At 67.1% G+C, this 12,008-nt stretch carries 10 protein-coding genes and 1 pseudogene; 4 read left to right on the top strand and 7 right to left on the bottom strand.

What is annotated here, in order from left to right; all coding sequences use genetic code 11:
* Nucleotides 1–994, top strand: a 994-nt coding sequence (locus RI841_RS09760) for a methyltransferase (RefSeq protein ID WP_310705410.1), incomplete at its 5' end; no start/stop codon positions are given.
* A gap of 19 nt (nucleotides 995–1,013) precedes the next feature.
* Here the strand turns inward: RI841_RS09760 and RI841_RS09755 are convergent.
* The 4 genes from RI841_RS09755 to RI841_RS09740 all read right to left on the bottom strand — a co-directional run bounded on the left by RI841_RS09755 (nucleotide 1,014) and on the right by RI841_RS09740 (nucleotide 5,624).
* Nucleotides 1,014–2,123, bottom strand: coding sequence for an extracellular solute-binding protein (locus RI841_RS09755; protein WP_310705409.1), 1,110 nt, complete (start codon nucleotides 2,121–2,123; stop codon nucleotides 1,014–1,016).
* Nucleotides 2,110–3,873: a chloride channel protein gene (locus tag RI841_RS09750; RefSeq protein ID WP_310705408.1), complete on the bottom strand. Its 1,764-nt coding sequence runs from the start codon at nucleotides 3,871–3,873 to the stop codon at nucleotides 2,110–2,112. Before RI841_RS09750 ends, RI841_RS09755 begins: the two co-directional genes overlap by 14 nt.
* 93 nt (nucleotides 3,874–3,966) lie before the next feature.
* Nucleotides 3,967–4,374 carry a glutaredoxin gene (locus RI841_RS09745; protein WP_310705407.1) on the bottom strand — a complete coding sequence of 136 codons (408 nt, stop codon included), beginning with the start codon at nucleotides 4,372–4,374 and terminating at the stop codon, nucleotides 3,967–3,969.
* Nucleotides 4,375–4,469: 95 nt separating this feature from the next.
* Nucleotides 4,470–5,624, bottom strand: a complete 1,155-nt coding sequence (locus RI841_RS09740; RefSeq protein WP_310705406.1) for a ChaN family lipoprotein — start codon at nucleotides 5,622–5,624, stop codon at nucleotides 4,470–4,472.
* A gap of 442 nt (nucleotides 5,625–6,066) precedes the next feature.
* Here RI841_RS09740 and RI841_RS09735 point away from each other — a divergent pair, with 442 nt between their 5' ends.
* Nucleotides 6,067–7,131, top strand: coding sequence for a L,D-transpeptidase family protein (locus RI841_RS09735; RefSeq protein WP_310705405.1), 1,065 nt, complete (start codon nucleotides 6,067–6,069; stop codon nucleotides 7,129–7,131).
* A 401-nt stretch (nucleotides 7,132–7,532) separates the two neighbouring features.
* Here RI841_RS09735 and RI841_RS09730 read toward each other — a convergent pair whose 3' ends face one another.
* Together RI841_RS09730 and RI841_RS09725 are read right to left on the bottom strand one after the other, a co-directional pair.
* Nucleotides 7,533–8,411, bottom strand: a complete 879-nt coding sequence (locus tag RI841_RS09730; RefSeq protein WP_310705404.1) for an NAD(P)-dependent oxidoreductase — start codon at nucleotides 8,409–8,411, stop codon at nucleotides 7,533–7,535.
* A gap of 127 nt (nucleotides 8,412–8,538) precedes the next feature.
* A complete protein-coding gene (locus RI841_RS09725) occupies nucleotides 8,539–9,444 on the bottom strand; it encodes a cation transporter (RefSeq protein ID WP_310705403.1) in 906 nt (301 codons plus the stop codon).
* Between the two features lie 128 nt (nucleotides 9,445–9,572).
* Between RI841_RS09725 and RI841_RS09720 the strand changes: the two genes are divergently transcribed.
* Nucleotides 9,573–9,920 (top strand): CDGSH iron-sulfur domain-containing protein, encoded by a 348-nt coding sequence (locus tag RI841_RS09720; protein WP_405000931.1) that lies wholly within the window; start codon nucleotides 9,573–9,575, stop codon nucleotides 9,918–9,920.
* Here the strand turns inward: RI841_RS09720 and RI841_RS09715 are convergent.
* Nucleotides 9,904–10,208, bottom strand: a pseudogene (locus RI841_RS09715) (BCCT family transporter); the annotation flags it as partial. The gene RI841_RS09720 and the pseudogene RI841_RS09715 sit on opposite strands and share 17 nt — an antisense overlap.
* A gap of 307 nt (nucleotides 10,209–10,515) precedes the next feature.
* On the opposite strand from RI841_RS09715, the gene RI841_RS09710 reads away from it, so the two are divergent.
* Nucleotides 10,516–12,008: PAS domain S-box protein (locus RI841_RS09710; protein WP_310705401.1), on the top strand; the 1,493-nt coding region annotated here is incomplete at its 3' end.

The following is a 12,008-nucleotide window of genomic DNA, read 5'->3' as shown; positions in this document are numbered from 1 at the left end:
GGTGACGGAACTCGCGGCCCTGGTCGCGCTTCCCGAGCTGCCGGCCGAGGGAGCATGTTTGCCCGCCGTGTGGGCCGAGCACATGGGCGGGCGCAAGTGGCAGCAGATCGCGGCCTTCGTGCCCCGGATGGCCGTGTTGCCGGGGACCTCGCTGCTGGAGTGGTGCGCGGGCAAGGGCCACCTGGCGCGGACTCTGGCACGCCGCCTCGACCGCGAGGTCACCGGCCTGGAGTGGCAGGCCGCGCTCTGCCGCGACGGCCAGGCGCTGGCCGAGCGACAGGGGGCCAGGGTGCAGTTGGCACAGCAGGACGTGCTGGCCCCCGATGCCGCGCGCTGGCTCGCGGCGGACACCCAGGTGGCGGCCCTGCATGCCTGTGGCGACCTGCACGAGCGGCTGATCGAGCTGGCCGCCGAGCAGGGCAGCGCCGTGACGCTGGCGCCGTGCTGCTATCACCGCACCGCTCGGGCACACTATCGCCCCTTCTCGCGGCGCGGTCGCGAGCTGGCCGCCGCCCACGGCTTCTCGCTCACCCGGGAGGACCTGGCCATGGCGGTCCAGGAGACCGTGACGGCCCCGCGCCATGTGCGCCGCCATCGCGAGCGGGCCAACGCCTGGCGGCTGGGCTTCGATGCCCTGCAGCGCCAGGTGCGGGACCGGGATGCCTACCTGCCGGTGCCGAGCCTGGCCTATGGCCGCCTTCCCGAGAGCTTCGCCGGGTTCTGTCGCTGGGCCGCCGAGCGCAAGGGGCTGGCCCTGCCGGCGGGCATCGATTGGCACGCCTTCGAGCAGGAAGGCCAGCGACGCCAGGCCGAGGTGACGCGTCTCGAGCTGGTCCGCCACCTCTTCCGTCGCCCGCTGGAGGTGTGGCTGGTGCTGGATCGCCAGCGACGCCTCGAGGAGGCGGGGTTCAGGGTCGAGCTCGGCACCTTCTGCGACCGCCAGCTGACCCCGCGCAACTTGCTATTGCGGGCCTCGCAGGCCTCGCGGTGCTAGCTCATGGGGCGAGGGAGCGTCACTCCTCCTCCCGCTTCGTCAGCCAGGCCCGGAAGTAGTCGTGGATGCGCCCCAGGCTGTGGGCGTACCAGGCCTCGTCCTTGGCCAGCGCTCGTTCGGCATTCAGCGGATGGGTGGGGATATGCAGGCGCATGTCCACGCCGCTGTCGGGATGGGTGGTGACGCGCACCGCCGCCGAGCGGCGCGCCGGGCCGTAGGGGATGTGCCGCGACAGGTCGGCGAGGCGCTCGGTGGTCGTGGCGAAGCGCAGGAAGGCGCGGGCCGCCTGGGGGTTCGGGGCGCCGCGGGGAATCGCCCAGGTCTCGTGTTCCTGGACCTGACCATCCCACAGAATCTCGATGGGCGCCCCGCGATTGATCATGGCATCGAAGAAGCGTCCGTTATAGCCCGAGGCCATCACCACCTCGCCCTCGGTCAGCAACCGCACCGGGGTGTCGCCAGCCTCCCACCAGTGGATCTCCTCCAGCGTGGCGAGACGCCCCAGTGCCAGGTCCAGGCCGCGCCGGGTGCTCAACAGGTCATAGAGCTCCTCATGGGGTACGCGATAGGAGAGCAGTGCCCACTCCAGGTTGACCGCCGGGGTGCGCTGCAGGGCCCTGGGGCCGGGGAAGCGCTGCTGGTCGAAGAGATCCGCGATGCCGTCGGGGCGCGTGCCGGGAAAGGCGTCGTGGCGGTAGGCGACCACGGTGGCGAAGATGCTGTGGGTGATGGCACAACGCCCGAAGGAATCCGGCAGGAAGTCCTGTTCCGGCGGCGTGCCGTCCGGGGCCGGCGCCAGTAGCGCGGAGGAGAGCGGCTCGAGCAGCCTCTCCGCGCAGGCAGCCATGGCCTCGCTGCGGGTCATGTCGATCAGGTCCCAGGGCACCTCGCCCTTGGCCACGGCACGGCGCAGATCCTCGAGCCCCCCGTCGTACTGCGCTACCTCGATGGGCATGCCGGTGGCGGCGGTATAGGGCGCGAAGAGGGCCACCTGCTGGGCGCGCTCGTAGGCCCCGCCCCAGCTCAGCACGGTGAGGGCGTCGTCGTCCGCCTGGCCGGGCACGCTTGCGAGCAGCGCCAGCCACAGCGCGCTCGCCAGCCATCGGCTGCTGTCGTCACCCCGTGCCATGTTCCTCCCGTCTCAGTTCATCGCTGTGCGCCAGGTAGGCCCGGGCGATGCTCGACTCAAAGACCACGCCTCGGAAGGCATCATCCGCGGCGGGATCGACCACCGGCAGGGCCTCGCCGGTGACGTCCTGCAGCGCGGCCATGGCGTCCCACAGTGAGGTGTCCGGCTGCAGCACCAGTCGCGCCAGGGTCGCCACTTCGTCGACCCCCGTCGGCCCCGTTGCCGCTTCCCGCGCGGCTTCCAGGTCGGCCAGGCTCACGCAGCCCCGATAGCGTCCCTGCTCATCGACCAGGTAGCCCTCACCATGCCGAGCCCGACACAGGGCGGTCACCGCCTCGGCGACCCGAGTTTGTGGATGCAGGGTCACGCAGTCGTCGGTCAGGTGCTCGGCCACCGGGGTGGAGCGCAGCACGGCACGCCCGCGCCCGGCGGAGAGGTCCAGGCCGCGCCCCGCGAGCTGGATGTCGAACAGCGAGCGGCCGAAGAGCTGGGCAGCGATGGGGCTGGCCAGGGTCACGCTGGCCAGGGCGGCAGTCGTCAGCGCATAGCTGCCGGTCAGCTCGAAGACGATCAGCAGGCTGGTCAGGGGCGCGCCGATCACCGGTGAGGTCACGGCCACCATGCCGCACACGGCGTAGAAGACGAAGGTCTCCTGGGGCGCACCGTTGAGCTGACCGACCAGGCTTCCGCAGAGGGCCCCGAACAGCGTGCCGATGACCAGCGCCGGGCTGAACACCCCGCCGCTGAAGCCCATGCCCAGGCAGAGCCCGGTGGCGGCGATCTTGAGCACCAGCACCAGCAGCAGTTCGGCGCTGCCGAAGGCCCCGGCAATGGTCGCGAAGCGCAGGGTCTCCTGGCCCATGCCGAGGATGTCGGGGACCCAGAGGGCGGTGAGACCGAGCAAGGCGCCGCCCAGGGCGGGACGCAATGGTTGGGCGAGCGGCAGGGTGCCGGCCAGGCGCGTGATACCGAGGATGGTATGCATGTAGGCCCCGGCGACCAGGGCCCCCAGGCCGCCGATGGCGAGAAAGGCCACGAACTCCCAGGGGCGGGGCACGGCGGTCTCGGCGACATGGAAGAGGGCGCCCTGGTCGAGCACATTGGTGGCGATCACGTAGCCGACGAGGGCGGCTGCGGCCACCGGGGCAAAGGCGCGCAGCGCATAGTGGCGCAGTACCACTTCGTGGGCGAAGACGATGCCCGCCAGGGGGGCATTGAAGGCGGTGGCGATGGCCGCGGCCACCCCGCAGGCGATGGTGATGTTGTCGTCGGAGCGTCCCAGGCGCAGCATCCGGGCCCCCAGCGAGCCCAGGCTGGCGCCGAGATGCACGAGGGGCCCGTACTGCCCCACCGAGGCGCCGGCCCCCAGCGATACCAGGGCGCTCAGTGCCGAGAGCCCACCTGCCCGGGCCGGCAGCCTGCCGCGGCGAGTCTGCACCGCGGCGATCACGTCGGCCGGCGCATGGGGGCGCTGCTCGGGAATCGCCCGGTGCAGCAGGCCGACCACCAGCCCGCCCAGCGCCGGCACTGCGATGGTGGCGACCAGCAGCAGGCCGGGGTGGTCAAACATCATGCGGCTGCGCGGTGAGATCAGCAGCAGGTCGTTGAGGGCCAGTACCACGCTGACGAAGGCCACGGCGAGAAGGGCGGCGACGGCGCCAACGAGGGCCCCCAGGAGTACCAGGCCCAGGAAACGGACCACGGCCAGTGGACCGCAGCGTGAATCAGGGCGTGCCGGAAGGGTGCGCATGCTCAAGGTGTAGGCGGCCACTCGCTGCAGGGCAAGTGCCGCCGTGACGTGTCTGGCGGTCGCCGCCTGTATGTTGCCCTGGAACGCGTAGGGTCAGGCGGCCCGGGCGTCGGTGTTGCCGAAGTGGCGATGCAGCCAGGCGTTGATCTCGTCGGACTCGTAGAGCCACTCGTCCGCACCGTCGTCGTGGCTGATCCTCAGGCAGGGGACCTTGACGCGGCCGCCACCCTCGGCGAGCTCACGGCGGTGCTCGGGGTCGAGCTGGGCGTCGCGCAGCTCGATGTTGAGCCCCAGACGGGCGACCTCCTTGCGCACCCTGATGCAGAACGGGCAGGTGCGGAACTGGTAGAGCGCCAGGTTCCGGCAGGCTTCGTCGACCCGGGCCTGCTCATCGGGGCTGCGCTCGATGGCCTTGGGGGTGGAGAGCTTCTCGGAGACCAGCATGACCGGCGCCAGCACCAGGCGCAGGCCGCGGAAGAAGGTGCGAATCAGGATTTTCATCGGCAGTCATCAACCTCGCGGACGATGGATGGGTAAAGGGCGCCCATGATGCCTGTCGTGGTCTCGGGTTGCGAGAACGTTGACGGGCCGCGCCCTCAGGGTGCCGCGGGCGGGAAGCGGGCCAGCACCTCCTGGAACTCGCCGTCGCGACGGATCTCCAACGGCAGCAGGGTGCCCGGGGCCTGTCGGCCGATTACCGCGGTGAGGTCGGTGGGTTCGGCCATGGGCTGGCCGGCGGCAGTGACGATGACATCGTCCTCGGCGAGGCCGGCCGCCTCGGCCACGCTCCCGGGTGCGATGCTCTGGACGAGTACGCCATCCTCATGCTTGCCGATCAGCACCCCGAGGCGCGGCGGGTCGGGCGGCTGGAAGGCGGATTCGTCGTCCAGCACATAGAGGGCATCGGCCTGCTCGAGAGGCGGCTGGCAGTCGGCGCCCGGCACCCAGGGCAGCAGGCTACGGTGGTCGTCAAGGCCCAGGTCGTCGAGCTGATAGGGCACGCCGTCGCCGTTGGCCAAGTGGCCCGCACCCATCAGTCCCGCCACCAGGGTCCCGTCCGCGGCGGCATCCACCAGGGCCATGGCCATGGCGCGGTCCCAGACCAGTTGGGCGTCGATGAAGCGCTGGAGGTCCGCCGGGTCGTCGTCGCGGTCGACATGCTGGGTGTAGACCGCTTCCAGTGATTTGCGGTAGGCGGGCAGGGCCGGGGCCGGCGGCGTGAGACCGAAGCGCTCCTGCTCGGGCACTGTCTCCCAGCCTTCGGTGGCCAGGCGGCCGCGCAGCTCGGGGGTGACGTTGAGCGCCAGCAGCGGGATCCTCTGCATGCGGGCGAAGTGGAGGATCGGCAGGTAGAGGTCGGGGTCGAAGCCCCAGGCTTGACGCCAATCGCTCTGTGCGAGAAAGGCGGCCTCGCTGAGCTCGCCGGCCACCCAGGCATCCAGTGCTGTCTGAGCCTCGCGGGGCAGCATCTCCAGGCCGATCACCATCGCCGGGCGATGGGCATACAGGGCGGCCAGGGTGTGAAGCTGCCAGCGATGATGGTCGAGGCGGTCATGCTGCTCGCCGAGCAGCACCACGCGAGTCTCGGCAAGTTCCGCCATCAGGCCGGCGGTGGTCAGCGTCTCGCCGCCGTCGACCTGCCACTGGCCGGGGGCGGGGCAGTCGTTGGCCAGGGCGGCGAGCGGGGCCAGCCAGGCCAGGGCGGCACCGGAACTCAGGGCGCGGACGAGGAAGGAGCGGTATCGCAACATCGGCGACTCTCAACGGATGGGCGTCGGCTCACATTACCCCGAGCCCCCATGGACGAAAAGCACCCTGGCGATGACGGGGCCGCAGCGCTTCGGCGATACTGGCGCCGGGGGTCGTCCCTGGCGGACGACCATCGACCCGCGGGAGGGTTGGAGGGTGAGTGAGGCTATCCCTGAGGCGATAGCACCACGCTCTGTGCCCGTCCCGGGAGCGCAGCTCTGCAGTACGATGCTGAGGGTATGGACGTTGCTTGGCCGCCAAGGGTGCCTGTCGGCGCCAATCGCTCAGCAACCTGAGTTCCCGCAGCATGCTTTTCTCTATGAACGAGACCATTATCGATCTGCGATAGCCCTACGGGCCTCGCACTCCCGGTTGCCGTGACGCGGGTGCCATGAAACACTGTTCGTAAATTAATCCCCTTTCCCCGACGACGTCATCGAGTCCATGAACACCATGAACGCTTCCGCGACTTCCCCCCTGGCCAGGCGCTGTCGCTTCCTGGCCCTGACGCTCGTGCTGCTGGGCCTGCCGCTGGCGGCCCTGGCCGAGGAGGAGTGGCCCCGCGGCCACTATCCGTTGCCCGAGGTGGGCAACATGGTGGGCGAGGTCTATCGCGTCGAGACGAGCGAGGGCCAGACGCTCCTCGATATCGCCCGCGAGCACAACGTCGGCTATGAGGAGATCCGCAATGCCAACCCGGAGGTCAGCCTCTGGGCACCCGACCCGGGCACTGAGGTGGTGATCCCGGCGCGCTACATCCTGCCGCCGGCGCCACGCGAAGGGGTGGTGATCAACGTGGCCGAGCTGCGCCTCTACTACTATCCGGATACCGCGGAGGGGGAGAGGCCACGGGTCGAGACCTACCCCATCGGCATCGGCCGGGAGGGCTTCAATACGCCCCTGGGCGTGACCGAGACCACCATGAAGCTCAAGGACCCGGCCTGGTACCCGCCCGAGTCGGTACGCCAGGAGGCCAAGGAAAACGGCGAACCGGCCCCCGAGGTGGTGCCGCCGGGCCCGGACAACCCGCTGGGCCAGCATGCCATCCTGCTCGACATCCCGGGCTACCTGATCCACGGCACCAACCGCCCCGATGGCATCGGCATGCGTGCCAGCCGCGGCTGCATCCGTATGATGCCGGAGACCATCGAAGCGCTCTTCTCACGCATCGAGGTCGGAGAGCGGGTCAACATCATCGACATGCCGGTGAAGGTGGGCCAGGAGGGCGAGCGCCTCTACGTGCAGTCCTTCAAGTCCCTCGAAGAGCAGGAGAACGGCATGGGTGACCTGCTGGAAGCGCTGGGCCAGCTGCAGGCCAACGAGGCCGCGGCCGACATTCCGGTGGACTATGCCCGGCTGCGTGAGTCGCTGGAGGCCAGCAGCTGGCAGCCGGTCGCGCTGGCGCCCCTGCCGGAAGACGCCGTCGAACCCGAACCGCTGCAGTGGTACGAGGAGATTCTGGCCATGTTGCCCTGGCACGGCCAGCTGGAAACCCGCCAGAGGGGGTGACCACCAACGGAAGAGGGCGTTTCCGACAACCCGGGAAGGAGTCTTATGAAGACCCCGCTCGCATGGTTGCTGTGGGTGGTGTTGCGGGTCGTCTCCTGCCTCGCCGTGGCCCATCGACTAAACTTCCACGACCTGATCCTTGAGGAGCAGGCCGACAGCGGAGGCGGGAGGGCCCGCTACGCCCGGGCGACGAAGGGAGACCGGAATGCAGGTTTTGTGAACTCTCCGCATCCGGCGCCGGATTGCTCTCCTCGCGCTTGGCGGGTCTCCTTGGCCTTGGCGCCGATCACCGTCTTGCCGCCCTGGATAGCGACTACGCCGATGGCACCCTCGTCGAACGGGTGGAGCAGTGTGTAAAACACCTGATGTCGCCAGCTATCGATAACCTTGGTCCAGCGGCCTCACGCCCCCTCGGACTGACTCGCCAGGTAGGCATGGATCGCGGCGAAATCGTCGCGGCCATGGCCGGCCGCCTTGGCGCTTCCATACAGCGACTTGGCCAGAGTGGCGAGGTACAGCGGCTGGTTCTGCTCGTAGGCGGTCAGGTCGAGCAGGTGCAGGTCCTTGTGCATCCACTCCAGCGGGAACTGGGGGGCATAATCGCCGCGACGAATCAACTCCGCCTTGCCGGCGAGAAATGGCGCCGAGACCGGCAGATTGGGCAACGTGTCCATCAGGAAGTCCTTCGAAAAACCGAGGCTTTCGCCGAGCAGGGCGGTCTCGGCGTAGATCAGCATCGATTGCGCCAGCTGGGCATTGACGAGCATCTTGAAGGCCGTGCCCTGCCCCGTCTCACCGGCGTGCACGATCTTCTGGCCCATGCATTCGAAAAGTGGCTTAAGGGTCTCGACATCCTCGCTCGCGCCGCCCACCAGAAAGGTCAGCTCGGCCTCCTCGGCGGGCTGCTTGGTGCCGGCCACCGGGGCATCGACGAAACGCAGCCCCTTCTCGCCGACGCGAGCGGCCATCGCACGGCTGAACGAAGGGTTCACGGTCGAGCAATCGACCCACAGGGCGCCTTTGCGCATCGCTGCTACGAAGCCGGCATCGCCGAACGCCATCTGTTCGACCACACTCGGTTCGGCCAGCATGGTGAAGACGATATCGGCTTCAGCGACAGCATCCGCGGCCGAGTTCGCCGCATGGGCGCCGGCCTCGACCAGCTTCTCGACCGGCTCCGGTGAGCGGTTGAAGACGTTCAGCGTCACCTCGTCGTGTCGCATCAGGTTGCGCGCCATACGGCTGCCCATGATGCCCAGACCAATGAAGGTCACGTTCATGGTTCATCTCCTTATCGGTTGGCGTCGTTCGATAACTTCCGCTGCTCTAAAGCATCGGTCCATCCTGTGCCCAGGCATGGTGGCCTGACGGACGCGCCTCGTCGACCCGGACCCTGTCGCGCCACGCCTACGCCCAGCGTTCGTCGGCGGTGAAGGCCACGGTGAACCAGCGTCGCTCCGGCGGCGGGCTCAGCCCGGCGCTGATCTGCTCGCGGATCTCGTCGAGCACCGCGATGCCCTGGCCCTGGCCGTACTCGGGGGTGGTGACGATATGGATCTCGATGTAGTGGCCGCGGCCGGCCTTGGCCACGTGGCTGTAGTAGCGCAGCAGACCCTCGCGCGCCATCACCGGGGCCATGGCAGCATGCACTTCGCGGTCGATCTCGCTCGGCGCGATCAGCAGCACCTCCTTCATGGCGCGGCGCACGATGCCGATGGGCACCGGCATGAAGCTGGCCGTCAGCACCATCAGCAACACCGAATCCACGTAGGGGGTGAAGTGCGCCCAGGCGGTGCCCTGCAGGAAGCGGGCGATGATGAAGGCCACCAGCAGCGAGGTGGTGATCAGCGCCGCCATCAGCCAGCCCTGAATGTCGATACGCACGAACTCGGAATCCGCGGTGCGATTGATGCGCCGCTGATAGGCGGTCATGACGAAGCAGACGATGGCCACCACCACGGCGTAACCGATCGCCAGATCGAAGGCGAGCTCGCGGCCGCCCTCGCGCAGGTCGAGCAGGGCGGTGAGGAAAGCATAGAAGCAGAGCAGCATCAGGATGCTGCCGTTCAGCGCTGCCACCAGCGGCTCCAGGTGCCAGTAGCCATGCTGGAAGCGGTCGCTGGCCTCGCGCACGGCGAGCCGCGCCACGAAGAGCGCCAGCCCCGACATGGCGGCGTCGATGGTGGAGAAGACGCCGTCGAAGAGGATCGACTGCGAGCCGGCCAGCAGGCCGAAGGTGACCCCCAGGCTGGAGACGCCCAGGGTCACGAGGATGGAGAGCTTGAGGGCGCGCTGCTCGAGGGTGGCTTGCATGATGATTCTCTGATGCGGAAACCACCCAGTCTAGCCGAGCGGGAAATAGCAGGCGAGGGGAGCTCACCCTGCGGCTTCCGCAGGCGACGTGCGCGGGCGCGAACGGTCCGGAGGCGATTGCCAAGGCCATGACCCCTCCGCCAGACTGGCGTCTCTCTTACAGACGTCAGGAGGTCTCCATGAGCCAGCCGGTCATCGCCGACAACCAACCAGCCCAGGTCACCCTCGAGAAGGGCAAGAAGTACGCTTTCTGCGCTTGCGGCCATTCACAGACGCAGCCCTTCTGCGACGGCTCCCACAAGGGCACGGGCTTCGGCCCCAAGGTATTCGAGGCCGAGCAGGACGGCGAGGCCTTCCTGTGTCAGTGCAAGCAGACCGGCAACGCGCCCTACTGCGACGGCACCCACCAGCAGTTCAGTCAGCACCAGGTGGGCGAGGAAGCGCCTAGCCCGGGCGGCGCGCCAGGAAGACGTTGAAGCGGGACAGGATCTGGATGCCCTTGTGGATGCCGGTCATCGCCGAGGTGACGTAGACCGCCGCCAGCAGTACCAGGATCCCCAACTGGGTGGCATAGCCCTCGCTGACGCCGAACAGCTCGTGCAGGCCGAAGCTCACCTGGGTGGCGAGAAAGCCAATCGGGCCGGTGCCTGCGACCACCGCGATCACGCACAGGCATCGACCAGGCTGCCGAAGACGCTTTTCATGATCCGCTCGCCGAATACCGGGTAGAGCAGGGTGCGCGGCTGCAGCGGCTGGCCCTGCACCATGCCGCGCCTTGAGGCCCTGGTCGTAGTTCCATTCTTTGCGATTTAACCCAGGGTTACATAGGCTGGATGAATGGGGACGAGGACGATGGCCAGTCAACAGGTGGCGGCGCATGGAACCCGGTGGCACAGGAAAACGCAGGAGCTACTGCTACCATGTATTATGCTGGGTAGGGGGGAGCGCGCCCATCTCTTGCTTGTGTTCCATCTCGGCTGTTCATCTCAGTTTCAATCAGAGCGTTAATCAGGGCCTGTCCTCGTTTTTCCCCGTTGGATGCCACAATGATATCAGCAGCGAGTTTCCGTCGTGAGTAATGTCGCAACACCGGAGGGCCTTCAAGACGGCAATGGTTTCCGCACGTTGCTGGAACTGTCGCCGGATTTCGTCGCGGTGGTTGATATCACCGGTGTCATCAGTTACGTCAGTCCAGCTGTCGAGCGGGTCATGGGATATTTGCCTAGTGAGGTCATTGGACGGCCGTTCCTCGAGCTTGTCCATCCTGACGACCAAAGCACCGCATCGGAAGACTGGGTGGAACTGCTTACTGGCGACGAGATTATTCCGGCGAATTTGCGCTTTCGTCACAAGGATGGATCCTTCCGGGTCTTGGAAACGTTGTCAAAGAACTACAGTGGCACGCCGGAGGTGGGAGGCGTGCTAGTGGGAACCCGGGACATAACGCAACGCGTCGCGCAGGAGAAGGCGCTGCGAAGCGCCCTTGAAGAAATCAGCGACCTCTATAATAACGCTCCCTGCGGATACCATTCGCTGGATGAGAATGGCATCGTCGTGCGGATCAACGATACCGAGCTGCGCTGGCTCGGGCGCACACGTGAAGAAGTTTTAGGGAGAATGCGCTTTTCGGATCTCCTCAGTGCCACAAGCTTGCCCAGCTTTGAGCGACAGCTTCCAGTGTTCAGGGCGCAAGGTCGGGTGGACAACGTCGAGCTCGAGCTCGTTTGCAAGGACGGTAGCCTGATGCCTGTCGTGCTAAGCGCCACTGCCATCACTGGTAAGGACGGGCGGTTCGTGATGAGCCGCTCCACGCTGTACGACAATACGGAGCGCAAGCAGGCCGAGTCCGCGTCACGCAGGGTGAATCGTGCATTACGTGTGATAAGCGCCGTCAATTCCGCACTGATCCATGCGGAAAAGGAAACGGCATTTTTGCAGAATATTTGTCGGGTATGCGTGGAACTGGCTGGATACCGTCTGGCGTGGGTCGGCTTCGCGCTGACGGACGCCGCAAAGACCGTGAGTCCGGTAGCCGCGTCCGGATTCGAGGAGGGATATCTCTCCCACGCCGCCATCAGCTGGGCGGATAACGCGCGCGGACGCGGCCCTACCGGGACGGCGATTCGAACCGGCTTGACCCAGGTAAACCGGGATTTCCTTTCCGATCCGCGCATGGCGCCGTGGCGTGACGATGCCCTCCGGCGCGGCTACCGTTCGTCGATCGCGCTGCCACTCAAGAATTCATCGGGTCCTATCGGGGCGCTGATGATTTACGCTGCTGAGCCTTGTGCCTTCGACGCCGGCGAGATTCGGTTGCTGGAAGAAGCGGCCGATGATCTCGCCTTCGGTATATGCACTTTGCGGACGCGCGAGCAGCATAGGCACGCCGAGGAAAAAATCGAGCATCTGGCCTTCTTTGACCAGCTGACCGGACTGCCCAACCGCAATAGCTTGTTGGAAGCTTTAGGGCAGGCTGCCGAGCGGCTGCGATCGACCGGGGGGAAGTTTGCGCTTCTTAACTTGAACGTTGTTCGTTTCAGCGACATACAGAGTGGAATTGGAGT

Source organism: Halomonas sp., from assembly GCF_031581305.1.
GTDB lineage: Bacteria > Pseudomonadota > Gammaproteobacteria > Pseudomonadales > Halomonadaceae > Halomonas.
The sequence above is the reverse complement of the archived record's forward strand: the minus strand, read 5'-3'. Positions and strand labels throughout refer to the sequence as shown.

Coding starts and splice junctions, on each gene's coding strand:
- RI841_RS09755 (WP_310705409.1), bottom strand. CDS start 2,123: ATGGCACGGGGTGACGACAGCAGCCGATGGCTGGCGAGCGCGCTGTGG.
- RI841_RS09750 (WP_310705408.1), bottom strand. CDS start 3,873: ATGCGCACCCTTCCGGCACGCCCTGATTCACGCTGCGGTCCACTGGCC.
- RI841_RS09745 (WP_310705407.1), bottom strand. CDS start 4,374: ATGAAAATCCTGATTCGCACCTTCTTCCGCGGCCTGCGCCTGGTGCTG.
- RI841_RS09740 (WP_310705406.1), bottom strand. CDS start 5,624: ATGTTGCGATACCGCTCCTTCCTCGTCCGCGCCCTGAGTTCCGGTGCC.
- RI841_RS09735 (WP_310705405.1), top strand. CDS start 6,067: ATGAACACCATGAACGCTTCCGCGACTTCCCCCCTGGCCAGGCGCTGT.
- RI841_RS09730 (WP_310705404.1), bottom strand. CDS start 8,411: ATGAACGTGACCTTCATTGGTCTGGGCATCATGGGCAGCCGTATGGCG.
- RI841_RS09725 (WP_310705403.1), bottom strand. CDS start 9,444: ATGCAAGCCACCCTCGAGCAGCGCGCCCTCAAGCTCTCCATCCTCGTG.
- RI841_RS09720 (WP_405000931.1), top strand. CDS start 9,573: ATGACCCCTCCGCCAGACTGGCGTCTCTCTTACAGACGTCAGGAGGTC.